The 17,394-nt window shown below is 72.3% G+C and carries 22 protein-coding genes and 2 tRNA genes; 11 read left to right on the top strand and 13 right to left on the bottom strand.

Annotated elements, in window-relative coordinates; translation table 11 throughout:
- Positions 1 to 149 precede the first annotated feature (149 nt).
- Complete coding sequence (gene rph, locus ACZLKG_RS15275; protein WP_425708604.1) at positions 150 to 914, top strand: ribonuclease PH; 765 nt, start codon at positions 150 to 152, stop codon at positions 912 to 914.
- A gap of 107 nt (positions 915 to 1,021) precedes the next feature.
- Positions 1,022 to 1,639 (top strand): RdgB/HAM1 family non-canonical purine NTP pyrophosphatase, encoded by a 618-nt coding sequence (rdgB, locus tag ACZLKG_RS15270; protein WP_425708611.1) that lies wholly within the window; start codon positions 1,022 to 1,024, stop codon positions 1,637 to 1,639.
- Positions 1,640 to 1,651: 12 nt separating this feature from the next.
- Here the strand turns inward: rdgB and ACZLKG_RS15265 are convergent, their stop codons facing one another.
- Positions 1,652 to 2,302 carry a hypothetical protein gene (locus ACZLKG_RS15265; RefSeq protein ID WP_463649198.1) on the bottom strand — a complete coding sequence of 217 codons (651 nt, stop codon included), beginning with the start codon at positions 2,300 to 2,302 and terminating at the stop codon, positions 1,652 to 1,654.
- Between the two features lie 254 nt (positions 2,303 to 2,556).
- Between ACZLKG_RS15265 and ACZLKG_RS15260 the strand changes: the two genes are divergently transcribed.
- The 3 genes from ACZLKG_RS15260 (at position 2,557) to ACZLKG_RS15250 (ending at position 4,317) form a co-directional block, all read left to right on the top strand.
- On the top strand, positions 2,557 to 3,252 hold the full coding sequence (locus ACZLKG_RS15260; RefSeq protein ID WP_425708602.1) for a hypothetical protein: 696 nt from the start codon (positions 2,557 to 2,559) through the stop codon (positions 3,250 to 3,252).
- On the top strand, positions 3,245 to 3,541 hold the full coding sequence (locus ACZLKG_RS15255; protein WP_425708601.1) for a hypothetical protein: 297 nt from the start codon (positions 3,245 to 3,247) through the stop codon (positions 3,539 to 3,541). The genes ACZLKG_RS15260 and ACZLKG_RS15255 overlap by 8 nt, the downstream gene beginning before the upstream one ends.
- 62 nt (positions 3,542 to 3,603) lie before the next feature.
- Positions 3,604 to 4,317 carry a hypothetical protein gene (locus ACZLKG_RS15250; RefSeq protein ID WP_425708600.1) on the top strand — a complete coding sequence of 238 codons (714 nt, stop codon included), beginning with the start codon at positions 3,604 to 3,606 and terminating at the stop codon, positions 4,315 to 4,317.
- A gap of 18 nt (positions 4,318 to 4,335) precedes the next feature.
- Here ACZLKG_RS15250 and ACZLKG_RS15245 read toward each other — a convergent pair whose 3' ends face one another.
- Positions 4,336 to 4,734: a DUF3054 domain-containing protein gene (locus ACZLKG_RS15245; protein WP_463649197.1), complete on the bottom strand. Its 399-nt coding sequence runs from the start codon at positions 4,732 to 4,734 to the stop codon at positions 4,336 to 4,338.
- A 92-nt stretch (positions 4,735 to 4,826) separates the two neighbouring features.
- Positions 4,827 to 5,363 carry a DUF4916 domain-containing protein gene (locus tag ACZLKG_RS15240; protein WP_463649196.1) on the bottom strand — a complete coding sequence of 179 codons (537 nt, stop codon included), beginning with the start codon at positions 5,361 to 5,363 and terminating at the stop codon, positions 4,827 to 4,829.
- Positions 5,364 to 5,575: 212 nt separating this feature from the next.
- On the opposite strand from ACZLKG_RS15240, the gene ACZLKG_RS15235 reads away from it, so the two are divergent.
- Entirely contained in the window at positions 5,576 to 6,421 is an 846-nt protein-coding gene (locus tag ACZLKG_RS15235) for an Ltp family lipoprotein (RefSeq protein WP_463649195.1), read from the top strand.
- Positions 6,422 to 6,436: 15 nt separating this feature from the next.
- Here ACZLKG_RS15235 and ACZLKG_RS15230 read toward each other — a convergent pair.
- The 4 genes from ACZLKG_RS15230 to ACZLKG_RS15215 form a co-directional block, all read right to left on the bottom strand.
- Positions 6,437 to 6,518: transfer RNA gene (locus ACZLKG_RS15230), tRNA-Leu, on the bottom strand.
- A 76-nt stretch (positions 6,519 to 6,594) separates the two neighbouring features.
- Positions 6,595 to 7,101 (bottom strand): peroxiredoxin, encoded by a 507-nt coding sequence (locus ACZLKG_RS15225; protein ID WP_425708596.1) that lies wholly within the window; start codon positions 7,099 to 7,101, stop codon positions 6,595 to 6,597.
- Positions 7,098 to 7,568 carry a peroxiredoxin gene (locus ACZLKG_RS15220; RefSeq protein WP_425708595.1) on the bottom strand — a complete coding sequence of 157 codons (471 nt, stop codon included), beginning with the start codon at positions 7,566 to 7,568 and terminating at the stop codon, positions 7,098 to 7,100. Before ACZLKG_RS15220 ends, ACZLKG_RS15225 begins: the two co-directional genes overlap by 4 nt.
- Positions 7,569 to 7,583: 15 nt before the next feature.
- Positions 7,584 to 8,732 carry an MFS transporter gene (locus ACZLKG_RS15215; protein WP_425708594.1) on the bottom strand — a complete coding sequence of 383 codons (1,149 nt, stop codon included), beginning with the start codon at positions 8,730 to 8,732 and terminating at the stop codon, positions 7,584 to 7,586.
- Positions 8,733 to 8,868: 136 nt separating this feature from the next.
- Here ACZLKG_RS15215 and ACZLKG_RS15210 point away from each other — a divergent pair.
- The 3 genes from ACZLKG_RS15210 (at position 8,869) to ACZLKG_RS15200 (ending at position 10,461) form a co-directional block, all read left to right on the top strand.
- Positions 8,869 to 8,941: transfer RNA gene (locus tag ACZLKG_RS15210), tRNA-Lys, on the top strand.
- A 243-nt stretch (positions 8,942 to 9,184) separates the two neighbouring features.
- A complete protein-coding gene (locus ACZLKG_RS15205) occupies positions 9,185 to 9,451 on the top strand; it encodes a hypothetical protein (RefSeq protein ID WP_425708593.1) in 267 nt (88 codons plus the stop codon).
- A gap of 59 nt (positions 9,452 to 9,510) precedes the next feature.
- Complete coding sequence (locus tag ACZLKG_RS15200; protein WP_425708592.1) at positions 9,511 to 10,461, top strand: PRC-barrel domain-containing protein; 951 nt, start codon at positions 9,511 to 9,513, stop codon at positions 10,459 to 10,461.
- A gap of 102 nt (positions 10,462 to 10,563) precedes the next feature.
- On the opposite strand, the gene ACZLKG_RS15195 is transcribed toward ACZLKG_RS15200, so the two are convergent.
- The 5 genes from ACZLKG_RS15195 to ACZLKG_RS15175 all read right to left on the bottom strand — a co-directional run bounded on the left by ACZLKG_RS15195 (position 10,564) and on the right by ACZLKG_RS15175 (position 14,204).
- Positions 10,564 to 10,938: a hypothetical protein gene (locus ACZLKG_RS15195; protein ID WP_425708591.1), complete on the bottom strand. Its 375-nt coding sequence runs from the start codon at positions 10,936 to 10,938 to the stop codon at positions 10,564 to 10,566.
- Complete coding sequence (locus tag ACZLKG_RS15190) at positions 10,935 to 11,261, bottom strand: hypothetical protein (RefSeq protein WP_425708590.1); 327 nt, start codon at positions 11,259 to 11,261, stop codon at positions 10,935 to 10,937. Before ACZLKG_RS15190 ends, ACZLKG_RS15195 begins: the two co-directional genes overlap by 4 nt.
- Before the next feature lie 131 nt (positions 11,262 to 11,392).
- Positions 11,393 to 12,055 (bottom strand): methionine ABC transporter permease, encoded by a 663-nt coding sequence (locus ACZLKG_RS15185; RefSeq protein ID WP_425708589.1) that lies wholly within the window; start codon positions 12,053 to 12,055, stop codon positions 11,393 to 11,395.
- Positions 12,052 to 13,203, bottom strand: coding sequence for a methionine ABC transporter ATP-binding protein (locus ACZLKG_RS15180; RefSeq protein WP_425708588.1), 1,152 nt, complete (start codon positions 13,201 to 13,203; stop codon positions 12,052 to 12,054). Before ACZLKG_RS15180 ends, ACZLKG_RS15185 begins: the two co-directional genes overlap by 4 nt.
- 95 nt (positions 13,204 to 13,298) lie before the next feature.
- On the bottom strand, positions 13,299 to 14,204 hold the full coding sequence (locus tag ACZLKG_RS15175; protein WP_425708587.1) for a MetQ/NlpA family ABC transporter substrate-binding protein: 906 nt from the start codon (positions 14,202 to 14,204) through the stop codon (positions 13,299 to 13,301).
- Between the two features lie 198 nt (positions 14,205 to 14,402).
- On the opposite strand from ACZLKG_RS15175, the gene ACZLKG_RS15170 reads away from it, so the two are divergent.
- On the top strand, positions 14,403 to 15,320 hold the full coding sequence (locus ACZLKG_RS15170; RefSeq protein ID WP_425708586.1) for an ATP-grasp domain-containing protein: 918 nt from the start codon (positions 14,403 to 14,405) through the stop codon (positions 15,318 to 15,320).
- Positions 15,321 to 15,409: 89 nt separating this feature from the next.
- Positions 15,410 to 16,033 carry an SRPBCC domain-containing protein gene (locus ACZLKG_RS15165; protein ID WP_425708585.1) on the top strand — a complete coding sequence of 208 codons (624 nt, stop codon included), beginning with the start codon at positions 15,410 to 15,412 and terminating at the stop codon, positions 16,031 to 16,033.
- Between the two features lie 72 nt (positions 16,034 to 16,105).
- On the opposite strand, the gene ACZLKG_RS15160 is transcribed toward ACZLKG_RS15165, so the two are convergent.
- A complete protein-coding gene (locus tag ACZLKG_RS15160; protein WP_425708584.1) occupies positions 16,106 to 17,386 on the bottom strand; it encodes a glutaminase in 1,281 nt (426 codons plus the stop codon).
- Between the last annotated feature and the right edge of the window lie 8 nt (positions 17,387 to 17,394).

The raw sequence follows: 17,394 nt of genomic DNA, 5'->3' as shown, positions 1-17,394 counted from the left end.
CCGCGACGTCGTCGAGCGTGCGGTGGGGGGTCGTCGAGCGTGCGGTGGGGAACGTGCCGGGCGGGCGGTTCGTCGTCGACCCTGGAGTCGTCCTCGCGTTCGGTGGTCGTCCGGCCCGGGCCGGAGTGCCCGCCGGTAGCCTCGACGCCATGACCAACGACTCGAGCAGCACCGCCACGCCCCGACCCGACGGCCGCGCACCCGACCAGCTCCGCGACGTCCGGATCACCCGGGGCTGGCAGAAGGCGGGCGAGGGGTCGGTCCTCGTCGAGTTCGGCGACACCCGGGTGCTGTGCGTGGCCTCGTTCACGGCGGGTGTGCCGCGCTGGCGCAAGGACTCCGGCGAGGGCTGGGTGACCGCGGAGTACGCGATGCTTCCGCGCGCCACGAACGACCGCTCCCAGCGCGAGTCCGTGCGCGGAAAGATCGGCGGGCGCACGCACGAGATCAGCCGGCTCATCGGCCGCTCGCTGCGCGCGGTGGTGGACATGTCCGCGCTCGGGGAGAACTCGATCGTCCTGGACTGCGACGTCCTCCAGGCCGACGGTGGGACCCGCACCGCCGCGATCACCGGCGCGTACGTGGCGCTCGCGGACGCCATCGCCTGGGGCCAGCGCGAGGGGCACGTCCGCAAGGGCGCCGGCGTGCTCAAGGACTCCGTCGCAGCCGTCTCGGTCGGCGTCGTCGACGGACGCCCGGTCCTCGACCTGCCCTACGTCGAGGACGTCGCGGCGGACACCGACATGAACGTCGTCACCACGGGCTCCGGCACGTTCATCGAGGTCCAGGGCACGGCCGAGGGCGAGGCGTTCGACCGCGCCGAGCTCGACTCCCTGCTCGACCTCGCGCTCGCCGGCACCGCGCGCCTCACCGAGCTCCAGTGCGACGCCCTCGCGACGGGCTCCGACGCGTGACGGGACCCGGGGTCCCGACGCCGGGATCCGCGGCGGGTGGGCCGGGGCCCGTCGCGCACGTCCCGACGCCGGAGCCCACCCAGGGCGAGCCGCGCAGGCCCCGGCTCGTGCTGGCCACCCACAACCTCGGCAAGCTCGCCGAGCTGCGGGAGATCCTCACCCCGCTCGTCCCCGGTCTGGTGCCGGAGGAGATCGTCACGGCAGGGGAGCTCGGCATCGAACCTCCGGTGGAGGACGGCGTGACGTTCGAGGACAATGCCCTGCTCAAGGCCCGGGCGATCGCCGCGGCCTCCGGCCTGCCGGCCGTGGCCGACGACTCCGGTCTCGCCGTCGACGTGCTCGGCGGCGCGCCCGGCGTGTTCTCCGCGCGCTGGTCCGGCCGGCACGGGGAGGACGCCGCGAACAACGCGCTGCTGCTCGCCCAGCTCGCCGACGTGTCCGACGAGCATCGCGCGGCGCGGTTCGTGTGCGCGGCCGCGCTCGTGGTGCCCGGTGCTCCCGGCGCGACACCGGTCGAGGTCACGCGGCGCGGCGAGATGCCGGGGCGCCTGCTGCGCGAGGCGCGGGGGAGCGGCGGCTTCGGCTACGACCCGCTGTTCCTGCCCGACGGCGAGACGCGGTCCGCGGCCGAGCTCGCGCCCGCCGAGAAGCACGCGATCAGCCACCGGGGTGCGGCGTTCCGTGCCCTCGCCCCCGATGTTGTGCGCGTGCTCGACGCGCGCTGACTCCCGGTCCGATCAGCCCCCGGTGCGGCCCGCGCGTGCGGCGGCCTGCCGCGCGACGCCGGGCCGGTGGTGCGCCACCCACTCGCCGATCCGGTGGCGCTCCCATCGCTCGTCGAACTGGGACAGCGGGATCGCCGTTCTCGACTCACCGGTGTCCGGGTCGGTGCCGTAGCGCGCAGGGTCCTGGGCGTAGGTGCGCTCCGCCAGCGGACCGCCCGTGACCTCCGTGGTGCCGCGACCGACCAGTCCTAGGCCCTCGCGGCGGAAGGCGCTGAACCCCTCCGTCGGAGCGCCGCCTCCGAGCGGGGTGATCGTCGGGATCACCTCGGCCGCGTGGACGTCGTCCCACGCCATCCGCCGGACGGAGGAGTCACCGACGTACTCGAGGCCGGCGGGGGACAGGGTGAGCGACAGTCCGGCCGCGGAGTCGCGGGCTGCCCGCCGGCCCAGCCAGGCGATGAGCGCGGTCGACACGGCGGCGGCACCCAGTGCGACGAGCAGCGACCACGGGATCCCCGCGAGCGCGAAGAGGGGCCAGTAGACCAGGGCGGTCGCGACGAGCAGGCCTGCTATCCGAAGGGGCGTGCGTGTGACCGTCTCGGCCGCGTGTCGGGAACCGGCGACGGCGACGAACCGCTCGGCGGTCACGAAGTCCTCATCCATCCAGTCTCCTTCACGGCTCTGCGGGCAGCTGGATCGGGGCGTGCGCCCCGCACGAGATGTGTGCCGAGCACCGGCCCGATCGGTTCCGTCGACGCTACCTGCTCCCCGGCCGCGCTGGCGGGGGCTCTGCGGTTGCGTCCAGGATCGCGAGGGGGGGGAGGACTCCCCGTCAACGGGGTCACGACTCGTGCTCGATCTCGGTAAAGATCGACGTCCATGACGAGACACCCGACGGCGAGGACCGGCACCACAGCATGAACACCACGAACAGCGGGCACTTCGAGGGCGGGGATTCGCAGGACGCAGTGCTGCTCGTCGTCGATGACGACGCTCGCACGGTCGGCATCGAGCTCGCCGCCGACTGGCCGGAGGTCGTCGCCGAGAAGGACCTCGGTCTCCACCTGGTGGAGGCGCACCGCGCCGCCGTCGCTGCACGTGACACCAGCCAGATGGAGCAGGTGGACCTCGGGGGGTTGCTCGCCAGGTTGCGGACACTGACCACCATGACGCCGGAACAGCTTCGAGAGCACGTCGGAGCTGATGCGGCCGATGCCGCGTGGCGTCCGTCGAGCGCGTCAGGCAACGATGACCTGCTCGATCCCGGGGTACGCGCCGCCCATGCCGAACGGCTCCGAGAGATCCACGGCGAGCCCGACGAGGTGACGTCTCCGGACGGACTACTCACCCTGCAGGGCGTGTCCGGGCGGCCGACCGGACTCACGGTCGCGCGCGGCTGGTCGACGCGCTACGACGTGCAGTCCCAGGCTGCACAGCTCTTCGCGTTGCTCGAGGAGCTGGCTCGACGACACGACGATCGTCTCGCCCAGCTCGACCTCGAGTTCCCGGGCCTGGCCGAACGTCAGCAGGCATCGATCGACCGTGGGCTCGACCTGGTGCGGAGCATCCCGCTGACGGAGAACGACGAAGGACGGAGACAGACCGATGGCTGACATCGAGATCACCTACAGCGTCGTGCGCTCGGTGGCGAGAACCTGGGACACGACGCTCGCCGACGAGTACACGAGGCTCAAGGGCCGGGCGGAGTCGTTCACGGTCGACAGCGGCTCCTGGAGCGGCGGGGTCGGCGGCGTCTATGACTCCATCCGGACGACGATGGCCGCGGTCGCCGGTGGCGGGAGCGACGAGATGGATCTGATGGCGGGCGCGCTGAAGGCCGCGTGTGACCACTACGAGGAGACGGACGAGGAGTCCGAGTACGAGTTCGATACTCGCACCTGACCTCCGCGGTGGGTGTGGATCACCAGGACGACACACTGACGACGAACCGAGAAGAGGACGATATGTCGAGCGCCGAGTTCCTGAGGTCCGAGCTACGCCGAGTCTCGGGCGAGCTGCGTGATGCCGAGGGCGGCCTGCGCAACTTTCCGAACCAGGTCCCGCCGGTGGTCAGCAGTGCGGTCAGTGGCCCCGCGAACGATCTTGCGGACGGCTGCGCGAACGCGTCCGGCGACGCCGATCGCGTCGAGCTGAACGTCCGGGACGACGCCGCGGTGCAGCAGGCGAAGGATGACTGGATCGCGTGGGCGGAGTCCGTGCTCGAGACCATCACGGACTTCCAGACCACCGAGGTCGGACCGCAGCACTGGTCGGCGGACGGTGCCACCGCCTACGCCAACGCCCGCACGCCGCAGAGCGACGCGATGACGTTCATCGAGCAGCACGCCCGCGACATCGCACGTGAGCTGGAGATCTACGGCGAAGCCATCGACGAATTCCGTAACTCGGGCCTGCTGTGGGTCGGGGAGATCGTCCTGCTGCTCGCGTCGATCGTCGCGATCCTCGCCACCCCCGTCACATTCGGGGTCTCGGGCGTCCTCGGCATCGTCGGGCTCGTCGGCTCACTCGTCATGATGGGCTTCACGATCGCCAAGCTCATCGAGCTGGCCAACCAGCTGAAGGACACGACGCCGTTCGACGAGCTGCTCGCCACCATCTCCTCGACCCCGTCCCTCCGTTCGGGTGAGTGGCCCTACGCGCTGAAGGCGCAGGACTGACGAGCGGCAGCTGCTTCCTCACGGTCGGGAGCGGTCGGAACCGGGTCGAGTCGCACGCCGGACGACCAGCACCACGAGCCGCCAGCCGAGGAACCCGGCGGCGAACAGGCCGGCAGCCACGAGCACGAACGTCCACGCGGTGCCGCCGCCGGTGAGTGCGCGCAGTGCCATGCCGATCCCGAGGGTGCCGAGCCAGATGACCACCCCGGTGGGCCACAGCGAGGTCGGGGCACGCCACAGCCGACCCGCCACCCACGTGATCGCGAGCGCGGCGAGGAACGGCCACGCAATGCGAGCCAGGTCCCCGGCGCCCCGCTCGTGGGCGTCCGCACCGCCGAGTGTGAAGGCCGCGACCACTGCCACGTCGAGGAGGAGCGCCCACCACACGACGCCACGACGCCGCGCGACCGGTGTCACGCCGTCGGGTCGGGTGGGCGAGGCTCCGGTCCCCGTACGACCGACGTCGTCGTGACGAGCGGGACGGTCCCCGACCCGCTCCCCACCTCTCGTCACGGCAGGCGACCGAGGTGCGCGAGCGCGCGCCGTACGAGGTCGGCGTGCCCCTCGGACATGTCGCCGGTGATCTCCGGTGTGAGCACCTCGCGCGGCGTGAACCAGCTGAGCTCGAGGGTGTCGTTGGACGGGCTGCAGTCGCCCGCGACGGGCACGACGTAGGCGAGCGACACCGCGTGCTGGCGCGGGTCCAGGTAGTGCTCGCCGGGGGTGGGGAAGTACTGGCCGATCGCGTACGGCACGGGTGAGACCGGGAGCTGGGGGAGCGCGAGCGGGCCGAGATCCTTCTCGAGGTGCCGCACGAGCGCCTGCCGCACCGTCTCCTGGAACAGGACGCGACCGGAGACGAGCTCGCGGGTGATCGTCCCCTCGGGCCGCGCGCGCAGCAGGAGGCCGACCGCCTCGAGGACGCCGTTCTCGCCGACCCGGACGGGAACGACGTCGACGTAGAGCATCGGCACCTTGCGGCGCACGAGCTCGAGATCCTCCTCGGACAGCCAGGGACCCATGTCGTCGGACGCGATGTCGCTCACCCGTCGTTTCTACCCCGGCGGGCAGCCCCGGCGCGACCTGCCACGCGGACGCCGGCGCCGGGCACCCGGGTGCGAGCGAGGTGAAGATCGTGAGCCGCAACCGCGTCGCAGTCGGAAGAACATGGTTACTATCTGCCTACCCCCCTGCGGTATGCACAGCACCCTGTTGTACACACCGTCCTGCTGCACAGCCCCCCGTGAAGGACAGCCCGATGAACCAGCCCGTGTACCCCGGTCCGCACATGGATCAGACCCAGGCACCGACGCCCGACGCACCGCCCGCCGCCGCACCGACGAAGAAGAAGAGGCGATGGGTGCCGTTGACGGCGGCCGCCGTCGCAGGTCTCCTGCTCGGCGTGGGCATCGGGACGTCGCAGGCGAGCGACCCCGCGCTGGTCGAGGCGCGCGAGGAGGCCGAGGCCGAGGCGAGGGACGCCCGAGACGCGCTGGCCGAGGCCGAGGGTGACGCGCAGGATGCCCGTGACGCCTTGGCCGAGGCGGAAGGCGAGGCGGAGGATGCCCGTGACGCCTTGGCCGAGGCGGAGGGCGAGGCGGAGGATGCCCGTGACGCCTTGGCCGACACCCAGGGCGAGGTCGACGCCCTTCAGTCGGAGGTGGACGAGCTGAACGCGGCCGTCGCCGTGGCGGACACGGGCTCCGACAGCGCCGACGACACGACATCGGTGGCGACCGACGAGGACGACGGTGCGGGCGCGCAGGTCGAGGCGCCGCAGCCACCCGCCGCCGGGGAGGCCGACACCTCGGGACGGTCGATCGCGCAGGAGAACGCCGTCGGGTCCGCGGAGAACTACCTCAGCTTCATGTCGTTCTCCCGGCAGGGCCTGATCGACCAGCTGGAGTACGAGGGCTACTCGACCGAGGACGCGACCTACGCCGTGGACAGCCTCTCGGTGGACTGGAACGAGCAGGCGGCGTTGAGCGCCGAGAACTACCTCGACTTCATGTCCTTCTCCCGCCAGGGTCTGATCGATCAGCTCCTCTTCGAGGGGTTCAGCCAGTCGCAGGCCGAGTACGGAGCGGCGGCAGTCGGATACTGACCGCTAGGGGAACGGTGCGCGAGGCGGGACTCGAACCCGCACGCCCGAAGGCACCAGGACCTAAACCTGGCGCGGCTGCCAGTTACGCCACTCGCGCTCGCGGGCTCGCGCCCGCGGAGGAAGAGCCTACGTCGTCGCACGACGCCGAACCGCACGTCGACGCCGAACCGCCGCTACGGCGTCGCCGGATCCGTGAGCCCGAGCTCGCGGGCGAGGAGCGCCATGTGCCCCTTGGCCCGGACGTTGTAGCGCACCCAGCTGACGACCCCGGCCGGGTCGAGCACGACCGTCGAACGGATGAGGCCCGAGTAGGTGCGCCCGTAGTTCTTCTTCTCGCCCCAGGCGCCCCACTGCTCCGAGACCGCGTGGTCCTCGTCGGACAGCAGCGGGAACGGTAGCCCGTCGTCCTCCACGGCCCGGGCCAGCCGCTCGACCGGGTCGGGCGAGATGCCGACGAGGCCGTAGCCCGCGTCGGTGAACACGTCGTACCGGTCACGGGCGTCGCACGCCTGCTGCCGGCACGCGGGGGTCAGCGCCTGCGGGTAGAAGTAGACGACGAGGCCGGCGCTGCCCACGCCCAGCAGCTCCGCGAGGCTGCGGTCGCCCCCGTCGTGTGCCGGCAGGCTGAAGCCGGGCGCGGTGTCGCCGATGGCGAGCCGCGCCCCCGTGGGAGCCGTCACGCCCCGAGCACCTCGCGCAGGCGCGCGACGTGACCGTTCGGGTCGACGCCGTACTCGACGTAGGTCAGTCGCCTCTCGGGGTCGACGACGAACGTCGAGCGCTTGTTGCCCGTCTGCGTGCCGAACGGCGTCTCGTGCGTGCCCCACGTCCCGTAGGCGTCGCCGACGGCGTGGTCCTCGTCGGACGCGAACGGGAACGACACGTGGTTGTCCGCGGCGAACGCCTCGAGGTCCGCGACCGGGTCCGCCGAGATGCCGACGAGCGAGTAGCCGGCGGCCGCCAGCGCCGCCTCGTTGTCCCGGAAGTCGCAGGCCTCCGTGGTGCAGCCGGGGGTGGCGGCCTTCGGGTAGAAGTACACGACAGCACCCTTCCCGGAGCTGACGAGCTCGGAGAGGACGACCCGCGAGCCGTCGTGCGCGGGCAGGTCGAAGTCGGGGGCCAGGTCACCGGTGGCGAGAGATTCCATGTCCCTATCGTGACATCAGGACGGCGGCCCGCGCCGGTGTGCCCGAGGAAGGGCCACGACGACGATGCCCCCGACGACGACCGCGGCGAGCACCGCACCCGTGAGGGCCGGAGACACGGCGAACAGCGGCAGCAGCAGGGGAGCGGCGGCGCCGGCACCGAACTGCGCGGCCTGCATGACGGACGTCGCCCCCGACTCGTTGCTGGGGGTCGAGGCGATGGCCAGGCTGGAGGACAGGATCCGCACGCAGGTGGCGGTCGCTCCGCACAGCGCGAGGGCGAGCACGAGGACCCACAGCGCGGGGGAGACCTGGACGGCGAACGTGGCCGCCGCGAGCACCGCGGACGCGACGGCGCCCATGGTGAGGACGCCGACGCGGTCGGCCCATCCGCCGGCGACCCGCGCCGTCGCGAACCCCGCGACCCCGAAGGCGACGACGACGAGCCCCCGCTGACCCGGGCTCATCCCGAACCGGTCGGTCGCGATGAGCGCCGCGGACAGCACGACGAAGTTCGCGGCGAGCTGCGCGCAGGCCGCCACGACGGTGGTGGACCCGAGGCGCAGGTTGGCCAGCGCCCGCCAGGACCCGACCTCGCGCTCGACCCGGCCCCGCGGCCCGGACGGCGTGAGCACGGCGAGCAGCAGCGCCGCGACGGCCGTGGCGAGGAACGCGATCCGCCAGTCGTAGCCGGCCGCGAGACCACCGGCGAGCGGTGACAGCGCCTGCCCGCCCGCCTGGGCAGCGGCGAGACCGCCGAGCGCGCGGCCCACGTGCCGTCGGTCGCTCGCCGCGACGATGAGCGTGATGAGCACCGGCGTGAGGAAGGCGTTGGCCCCGCCCTGGAGGGCGCGGGCCCCGAGGAAGAGCGGGAGGTTGGGGACCAGGGCGCAGGCCAGGGAGGTGGCCGCGTACACGGCGTAGCCGACCCGGACGACCGTGGCGCGGTCCCACCGGCTCGCCAGGGTGCCCGAGACGAGGAGCAGGACGGCGAACGGTGCGAGGTACCAGGTGATCGACTGCGAGGCGCCGTGGACCGTGGTGCCGAGCCCCTCGGCGAGCTCGGGCAGCATCGTCGTCACCATGCCCCCGCCGAAGGGTCCCATGAAGCCGCCCAGGTAGAGCACCCAGAGCCGCCGGGGGGCGGCGGCGGGTGGGGTGGTCACAGCGTCAGGGTAGGCCGCTGTGCGTGACCTCACGGCCCCGGACCGGGCGACGGACTGGGCCGCCGTGTCCCGCCACGGTAGTGTGATCCCTCGGTTCAGCCGGTGCCCGTCGCCCCACGACGGACCCCAGCACCGAGCACCGCTAGCTCAATCGGCAGAGCAACTGACTCTTAATCAGTGGGTTCTGGGTTCGAGTCCCAGGCGGTGTACCGGCAACGAGGGCCCCGGACGCGGACATCCGCGTCCGGGGCCCTCGTCGTCTCCCCGTGCGCGGCAGGTGGGCACCGGGCAGCGCCGCGGCCCTGTCGACGACGAACGTCGTCTCCCCGTGCGCGGCGGGCGGGCCCCGAGTAGCGTCGTGCCACGGGGACGTGGCGTCGGCCCGGGGGCGCCTCGCAGCGTGCGAGCGCCCGCACCGGGCGGCCCGCGTCCACACCTTGAGGAGGCACGTCATGAGTCACCACGGAAAGCATGTCGCCGACCGCCACGACGGCGAGCACGACGAGGTGGGCGAGTCGCAGCCCAGCGAGTACCAGCACGGTGTGAACCGCCCGGACAACCCGGTGGCCGAGCACGAGGACCGCTCGTCCGCGTTCATGCACGACGGACAGGACGGTGGCGGCGGTACCGGCCGCACGCACGACGGTGGCGTGCTGGGCGGCTCGGGCGTCGAGGGCGACAAGGGGGGCACCCTGCGTCCCGACGAGCCGGACGTCTGACACGACCGCCGATCAGCTGAGCAGATCACCCGTACGACACCATCGAACGAGGGAGAAGCATGATCAGCATCAATGACGTCGGGGGCATCCTCGCCGCGAAGACGCCCGTCCGGGGGAACGACGGCAAGATCGGCACCGTGGGGCAGGTGTTCCTCGACGACTCGAGCAACGACCCCACGTGGATGACCGTCAACACCGGTCTGTTCGGCACCAAGGAGTCGTTCGTCCCGCTGGAGGGGGCGAGCTACGACCACGACGAGATCGTCGTGCCCTTCACGAAGGACCTCGTGAAGGACGCTCCGCGGCTCGACGTGGACGAGAGCCTCAGCCCCGAGCAGGAGAGCGAGCTGTTCGCGCACTACGGGCTCCAGGGCCGGTACGCGGGCTGGGACCAGCAGCCCGGCGTCGCCGACCAGGAGCGTCGTCCGGACATCGACCCGGCGGTCGCCGGTGGAGGTGTCCACGGAGCGCCCCCCGCGGCCGGCTTCCAGGGAGCACCGGCGCAGGGTGCCGACGAGCGCGGCGCGTTCCGCGACGACCGGCCGGACTCCGCGCGTCCCGACGTTCCGACCGCCGACGGGCGCCCGCTCGAGGCCGACGTCTCCACGACCGACGCCGCAGCGGCCCCGGACGAGCGGGTCGCCCCCTCGGCGGGCCCCGGACCCGACCTGCCGCCGGCGGGCGGGCCCGGCACGCACGCCGCCCCGGCGGTGACCGAGCGTCCGGCACCCGAGCCCGTCGCGGGCGCCGAGCCCCGGACCGGGCACGACGTCCCCGCGGGGGCGCGGCCGACGCACGCCGACCACGGCGCTCCCGCGGGCACCGACGCGGCCGGTCAGGCGACCGGACGTGTGCGCCTGCGTCGGTACACCGTGACGGAGACCTTCGCCGAGGACGGCACGCCCGTCACCAGCGAGGACATCCACATCGAGCGTGATCCCGAGGACGCGGACGGCACGGGCGGACCCGGACCGCTCGGCGACGAGGGCGCCGGGCGGCACAGCCGCTGACCCCACGCGGGGGGCCGCCGCTGAACACGGACGGGGCCCGACGACGGAACGCACGTTCCGCCGTCGGGCCCCGTCCTTGTGTCCGGTCGTCCGTGTGCCGGGTCAGCGCTTCCTGCCGCCCATGCGACGACTGCCCTTGCGCATCCCGCCGCCGCGACGCTTCGATGAGCCGCCCGAGGACCGGCGGCGCGAGCGGCCCGAGCCTCCGCCGAAGCGCCCCGAGAACGACCGTGATCCCGAGCCGCCACCGAACGAGCCGCCGAAGCTGCTCCGCCCCGACGAGCCACGACGGCGTCCCGAGCCGCGCCCCCAGCCGGACCGGCGACGCCGATCACGGCCGTAGCCGTCGTCACCGCCGTGCCCTGAGTACCCGCCCGTTCCCAGCCGCCAGAGGATCCTCGCCACGTTGATCACGGCGATGATGACGACGGCGGTGATCACCCACCCCGTCGGGAACGACGCTCCTCCCGTTGTCATGAGGCGCCGCGCCCCTGCCGCGCGCGGAGGTACTGCGCCTCGAGGCCGGACCACCCCTCGTCGGCGGTGCCGGACGGCGCGGGGCCGACGTTCCCGGTCGACGCCTGGTGCCGCAGCTCGAGCATGCGGATCTGGTGCTCCTGGCGGCGCCGCTCCGCGCGCAGCCGGAGGATCCCCTGGACGACCCTGCCGACGATGATCAGCACCATGAGGGCCGGCACGACGTAGAACATGATCGGCGTCGGGCGGTCCGCGAACGGCGAGGCACCGGCAAGCACCGGAGTGGCAAGGACCGGTGAGGCGAGTGCTGAGAGGCTCGGCATGGCGACATGGTGTCACCGGGGCGTCACGCCGGGAACGGTTCCATCGGGGCAGTTCAGACCATCGCCCGCTCTCTGGACGTCACCCGCACCAGCAACCTCGCCGACACCCTTGAGAGCGGTGCCTCGCGGCCTCAGCGGCGCATGACCTTGCGCGCCAGCCAGTTGCCGAAGAACTGCACCGACTGCACGAGGATGACGATGACGATCACCGTGATGACCGTCAGCCACCAGTCGAAGCGCTGGTAGCCGTAGGTCAGGGCGAACGCACCGAGACCGCCGCCGGAGATCATCCCGGCGAGGGCGGACATGTCGACGATGGCGATGAAGATGAACGTGTAGCCGAGGATGAGCGGTCCGAGCGCCTCGGGGATGACGACGGTGCGGATGATCCGCCAGGGCGAGGCGCCCATCGCGCGCGCCGCCTCGATGAGGCCGGGGTCGAGCGCCACGAGGTTCTGCTCGACGATCCGCCCGGTGGCGAACGAGGCCATGATCGACGCCGGCACGATGAACGCCTCCGTGCCGATCCGGGTGCCCACGATCCCGATCGTCACCGGGCCCATCACTGTGAGGAAGATGATGAACGGGATCGGCCGGACGAAGTTCGTCAGGACGTTGAGGAACCCGAACAGCCAGCGGTTGGCGAGCACGCCCCCGCGCCGGGTCGCGTAGAGCAGCGTCCCCAGGACGAGGCCGACCACGCCGCCGATGAGCAGCGTGGTGCCGACGATCTGCAGCGTGACGAGGAAGGCCTCGAGGAAGACGTCCCAGTTGTTCTCCCAGTCGAACGTCATCGCGGGCCCTCCGTCTCGGGCGTGGTCGGGCCGGTCGGCGTGGTCGGACCGGTCGGCGTGGTCGCATCGGTCGGGGTCGTCGGTGCGGGCGGCAGGTCGTTCGGGTCGGGCCCGGCGTCGAGCTCGTGACGCTCGACCTCGGCGACCTCTTCGAGGGCCTCCACGAGCGCCGCCACCCGCTCGGCGTCCCCGGTCAGCGCGAAGGTCAGCGACCCGAGCGGTCGGTTGCCGACGTCGGTGATGCCGCCGTAGACGAGGGCCGACTGCACGCCGGGGTGCTCGCCGAGCGTCCGGGCCAGCACGGCGGACGACCCACGGTTCTCCCGCACGGCCACGGTGGCGAGAACGGCGCCCGGGTGGGTCTCGGCGAGCGCGCGGAGCGTGTCGGTACGCGGCCTGTCGCGCAGCGACGTCGCGACGAAACGGCGGGTCGTGTCGTGCTGGGGGTCGGAGAAGAGGTCGTAGACGGTGCCGGACTCGACGACCTCGCCCAGCTCCATCACCGCGACCCGGTCGCACAGGTGCTTGACGATGTCCATCTCGTGGGTGATGAGGACGATGGTCAGGCCGAGCTCCTCGTTGATGCGGCGGAGCAGGGCGAGCACCTCGCGCGTGGTCTCCGGGTCGAGGGCCGACGTGCACTCGTCGGCCAGCAGGATCCTCGGCCCCGGGGCGAGGGCGCGCGCGATGCCCACGCGCTGCTTCTGCCCGCCCGAGAGCTGGTCGGGGTAGGAGCGGGCCTTGTCGCTCAGCCCGACGAAGTCCAGCAGCTCGGCGACCCGGGCGGTACGCCGCTCCTTCGACCAGCCGGCCAGGCGCAGCGGATAGGCGATGTTCTCGGTGACCGTCTTGCTGTTGAAGAGGTTGAACTGCTGGAAGATCATCCCGATCTCGGGCCGGATCGGGCGGATGCGCCGCTCGGTCAGGCCGGAGATCTCCGTGCCGAGGACGCTCACGCGCCCGTCGGTGACGGGCTCGAGGCCGTTGATGAGCCGGACGAGGGTGGACTTCCCGGCGCCGGACCAGCCGATGACGCCGAAGATCTCACCCTCGGCGACCTCCAGGCTCACGTGACGCACGGCGCGCACGTCGCCGGACTTGCTCGGGAACGTCTTCGACACGTCGTCGAAGGAGATGACTGTGCTCATGGCACCTTTCATGCCGGTGGCGGGGCGCGGTGCTCCGCGCCCCGCCGACGGTGGGCTCTGAGGGTTCTCCGGTCCCTGCCTCGCAGGTGGCAGGGTCAGCCCTCGGCGAGCGAGGCCTGCACCTCGTCGAGGATCTCCTGCAGCTCGGCCGGGTCCTGGTCCGCGATCGAGGCGGTGCCGCCCGAGCTCTCCTGGAGGGCGTCGACGACGCTCTGGTCGTGGAAGAGCTCGACGAGCCGGGCGTAGTTCTCGTTCTCCGCCTCGTCGGCACGGGCGACGAACACGTTGATGTAGGGGCGGGCGCCCTCGGACTCGGCGGAGTCCTCGAAGATCGCATCGGCGGGGGAGAGCCCCGCGTCGCTGACGAAGTCGTTGTTGACGATCGAGGCCGCGACGGAGTCGAGCGCGACGACCGTCTGGTTCGCGTCCATCGGCGCGACGGTCACGCTGGAGGCGCCCTCGTCCACGTCCGTCGGGTCGGGGACGACGCCGGCGTCCTCGTTGAGCACGATCAGCCCGGCCTCCTCCAGGACGAACAGGGCGCGCGCCTGGTTGGTCACGTCGTTGGGGATGGCGATCTCGGAGCCGTCGGGGATCTCCTCGACGTCGGTGAACTCGGTCGAGTACAGGCCGAGCGGGTAGACGGCGGTGGCGCCGATCGGGGTGAGGTCGTCGCCCGTGGCCTCGTTGTGCTGCGCGAGGTAGAGGATGTGCTGAAACTGGTTGAGGTCCAGCGAGCCGTCCGTCAGCGCCGGGTTCGGCTGCGTGTACTCGGTGAAGTCCTGGACCTCGATGTAGATGCCCTCCTCCTCGGCCAGGTCCGTGAAGATGTCCCACTGCGGGTCGGCCGCACCGACGACGCCGATGCGGATGGGGGAGTCCGCGGAGGACCCGCGCTCCCCGTCGCCCTCGTCCTCCGAGGAGCAGGCGGCGAGCGTGAGGGGCAGTGCGGCGGCGAGCGCGAGCAGAGCGGCTGCGCGGTGGGTGCGGCGTGCGGTCATCGTGATCCCTGTCGGTGCGTGGGGCCCGGGGGGTGCCCGGCGGAACGGCAGGACTCTGCGCGGTCCCCGGGGGTGCGCGCTGCCCCCGCCCCCCATGTCTCACATGCTGGTCACGCCGGGGTGACCTGCGCGACGCCGGTCGTCGGCGTGCGTGGCGCCGGGCCGCGCGGCGCCGTGGTCGCGGGTAGATTGCCGAGCATGTCGACGACGCCAGTAGTCACCCTTGCCACGTGGTCCGGAGCGCCGGAGCTCAGCGACGACGAGCGGGAGCTGCCGGCCGCGTTGCGCGCCCGCGGCATCGACGTGCGGGTGCGCGTGTGGGACGACCCGACGGTCGACTGGTCCGAGGCCGGGCTGGTCGTCGTCCGCGGCGTGCGCGACTACGCGCAGAAGCTCGACCAGTTCCTCACGTGGACGAAGTCGTTGCACCGGGTGCTCAACCACCCCGACGTCATGGAGTGGAACACCGACAAGCACTACCTGCTCGAGCTCGAGAAGCGCGGGATGCCGATCATCCCCACGCAGTGGCTCGAGCCCGACGTCGGCTACAGCAAGCACCAGATCCATACGCGGATGCCGGCCGACGGCGACTTCGTGGTCAAGCCCGCGGTCTCCTCCGGCGGGCGCGGGACCGGTCGCTACACGTCCACCGACGCCGCCTCCCGGCAGGAGGCGATCCTGCACGTCGACCGGCAGCTGCGGAAGGGCCGGACCGTCATGGTCCAGCGCTACCTCGACCAGATCGACCGCGAGGGCGAGATCTCCCTCATCTACTTCAACGGCCTCTCCGAGCACATGGTCGTCAAGGAGCCGATGCTCCACCCGTCCTTCCGCTCGGTCGACGACGTCCACGAGGAGGTCGCGTCCTCCCGCGAGGCCTCCGAGGAGGAGTGGCGCTGGGGCGAGCGGATCCGGCGGGCCATCCACGGCTACATCAAGGACCGGCTCGGCCGCGACGAGCAGCTGCTCTACTGCCGGGTCGACCTCGTCCGGGACGGCAAGGGCGGCTTCTACGTCATGGAGATCTCGCTCATCGACGGCTCGCTCTACCTCGGTGCCGTCGACGACGGGCTCGAGGCGTTCGCGGACGCCATCGCCGTGCGCGCGTTCTGGTGACCTGACCGCTCGCCGACCGCCCTGCCCCGGTCCGGGCCGCCTCGGCCCGTCGGGTTGCGGAGGCTGGACCCGGTTGGCACCGTGGCGGGGTGGACCTCTCGGAGCAGATCGCAGCCGTCGGGCGTGCCCTCGAGCCCGGCGACGGTACGCACGTCGTGCTCCTCCAGCAGACCTTCGCGGCGAAGGCCGCCGAGCTGTGGTCGGCGTTCACGGACCCGGCCCGGCTCGAGAGGTGGCTCGAGCCCGTCGAGGGCGACCTGCGCGAGGGGGGCCGCTACCGGCTGACGGGCAGCGGCACCGAGGGCACGATCGAGCGCTGCGTCGAGCCGGGCGCCCTCGACGTGACCTGGGAGTTCGAGGGCGACGTCAGTCGACTGTCGGTGGCGATCGTGCCGTCCGGTGGGGGGACGACGGTGGCCCTGCGGCACACGGTGCCCGACGACGACCACTGGCGCGCGTTCGGACCCGCCGCGACCGGGATCGGCTGGGACGGCGCGTTCCTCGCCCTGGCGCTTCTCCTCGCCGGCGACCCGCGCTCGACCCCGGAGGCGATGGGCGAGTTCAGCACGTCCGAGCCCGGGCTGCGGTTCGCCACCGAGTTGGCACGCGCCTGGGAGTCCGCCCATCTCGCCGCCGGGGCCGACCCCGAGGTGGCGCGTGACGCGGCGGCCCGGGCGGCGGCCTTCTACCGCGGCGAGGAGGAGCCGGGCTGACCCGGGCCCCGAGGACCGGCCGGCCACGGGCCCCCGGGGCTCGCGGCCCGTGCCGCCCCGATCCGTCCGGAGCTACGCGTCCCGGCCGACGTCGTCGATCGTCGACACCACGTGGGCGTCCTCGCCCAGGTCGTGCTCGTGGATCGTCCCCGGCGGGCCGACGAGCCACACTCGCGCGCCGTCGTCGGTCAGGCGGCGGACCACGTCGCCGAGCATGCGGGTGGCGGTCGGGTCGACCGACGTCGTCGAGCTCGTGTCGATGACGACGACCGGGTGCGACGGCGGGTTCTCCGAGATCACCCGCGTGACGGCCTCGACGCTCGAGAACCGCAGCGGTCCCTGCAGCTCGTAGCAGGTCGCCGAGGCGCCGCCGCCCAGGTCGAGCGTCCGGCGGCCGCGGATCACGGACCTCGTGAGCGGCGGGACGGACATGAGGTGCAGGCCGAAGTCGTGGCTGAGCCGCTCGAAGATCTCCACGCCGCGGGCGCTCGACCCGTGCTCGTCGAGCGGGGGAGAGAACGAGGCGACGCCGAGCTGCCCGGGCAGCGCGCCGATGAGTCCGCCGCCGACACCGCTCTTGGCCGGGATGCCGACGTCGGTGATCCAGTCGCCGGCCGCGTCGTACATCCCGCACGCGAGCATGACCGACAGCGTCTGGCGCACGACCGTGCCCGGTACGACCTGCTCCCCCGTGACGGGGTTCGTCCCGCCGTTGGCGAGGGTGGCCGCCATGACCGACAGGTCCCGCGCGCTCGCCCGCACCGCGCACTGGCGGACGTATCCGCGTACGGCGGCGTGCGCGTCGGTCCCGAGGATCCCGTAGCCGGCCAGCATGTGCGCGATCGAGTAGTTGCGGTGGGCGGTGCCCATCTCGGACTCGAACACCGTCTCTTCCACATCGAGGCGCCGCCCGGCGAACGCGGACAGGCCGTCGAGGATGACCGCCTCCCGGTCCGCGTCCGTGAGCCCCGGGTCGCCGACGAGGGTGTTCGTGGCGATGGCGCCGGCGTTGATCATCGGGTTGTAGGGACGCTTGGAGACCTCCTCGAGGGTCATCTCGTTGAAGGCCTCCCCGGTGGGCTCGACGCCGACCTTCGCCTCGACGGCGGAGATCCCGCGGTCGCGCAGGGCCAGGGCGTACACGAACGGCTTGGACACGGACTGGATCGAGAGCAGGGTGTCGGCGTCACCGGACGTGTAGGTGACTCCGTCCGTGGTCGTCAGCGCCAGGCCGAGGAGGCCGGGGTCGACCCGGGCGAGCTCGGGTATGTAGGTGGCCTGCTCCCCGCGGGCCGGCCCGATGGCCGTCGCGGCGAGGATCTCGTCGAGGTACTCAGCGACCGGGGAGCGCATGGCACCAT

The sequence above is a fragment of the Georgenia sp. Z2081 genome (assembly GCF_055326445.1).
Note: the sequence above shows the minus strand (reverse complement) of the source record. Positions and strands in the feature narration are given on the sequence as shown.

Excerpts from the sequence above, each read along its gene's own strand:
- rph (WP_425708604.1), top strand. The coding sequence starts at position 150 with ATGACCAACGACTCGAGCAGCACCGCCACGCCCCGACCCGACGGCCGC.
- ACZLKG_RS15265 (WP_463649198.1), bottom strand. The coding sequence starts at position 2,302 with ATGGATGAGGACTTCGTGACCGCCGAGCGGTTCGTCGCCGTCGCCGGT.
- ACZLKG_RS15260 (WP_425708602.1), top strand. The coding sequence starts at position 2,557 with ATGAACACCACGAACAGCGGGCACTTCGAGGGCGGGGATTCGCAGGAC.
- ACZLKG_RS15255 (WP_425708601.1), top strand. The coding sequence starts at position 3,245 with ATGGCTGACATCGAGATCACCTACAGCGTCGTGCGCTCGGTGGCGAGA.
- ACZLKG_RS15250 (WP_425708600.1), top strand. The coding sequence starts at position 3,604 with ATGTCGAGCGCCGAGTTCCTGAGGTCCGAGCTACGCCGAGTCTCGGGC.
- ACZLKG_RS15235 (WP_463649195.1), top strand. The coding sequence starts at position 5,576 with ATGAACCAGCCCGTGTACCCCGGTCCGCACATGGATCAGACCCAGGCA.
- ACZLKG_RS15220 (WP_425708595.1), bottom strand. The coding sequence starts at position 7,568 with ATGGAATCTCTCGCCACCGGTGACCTGGCCCCCGACTTCGACCTGCCC.
- ACZLKG_RS15205 (WP_425708593.1), top strand. The coding sequence starts at position 9,185 with ATGAGTCACCACGGAAAGCATGTCGCCGACCGCCACGACGGCGAGCAC.
- ACZLKG_RS15200 (WP_425708592.1), top strand. The coding sequence starts at position 9,511 with ATGATCAGCATCAATGACGTCGGGGGCATCCTCGCCGCGAAGACGCCC.
- ACZLKG_RS15195 (WP_425708591.1), bottom strand. The coding sequence starts at position 10,938 with ATGACAACGGGAGGAGCGTCGTTCCCGACGGGGTGGGTGATCACCGCC.
- ACZLKG_RS15190 (WP_425708590.1), bottom strand. The coding sequence starts at position 11,261 with ATGCCGAGCCTCTCAGCACTCGCCTCACCGGTCCTTGCCACTCCGGTG.
- ACZLKG_RS15185 (WP_425708589.1), bottom strand. The coding sequence starts at position 12,055 with ATGACGTTCGACTGGGAGAACAACTGGGACGTCTTCCTCGAGGCCTTC.
- ACZLKG_RS15180 (WP_425708588.1), bottom strand. The coding sequence starts at position 13,203 with ATGAGCACAGTCATCTCCTTCGACGACGTGTCGAAGACGTTCCCGAGC.
- ACZLKG_RS15175 (WP_425708587.1), bottom strand. The coding sequence starts at position 14,204 with ATGACCGCACGCCGCACCCACCGCGCAGCCGCTCTGCTCGCGCTCGCC.
- ACZLKG_RS15170 (WP_425708586.1), top strand. The coding sequence starts at position 14,403 with ATGTCGACGACGCCAGTAGTCACCCTTGCCACGTGGTCCGGAGCGCCG.
- ACZLKG_RS15160 (WP_425708584.1), bottom strand. The coding sequence starts at position 17,386 with ATGCGCTCCCCGGTCGCTGAGTACCTCGACGAGATCCTCGCCGCGACG.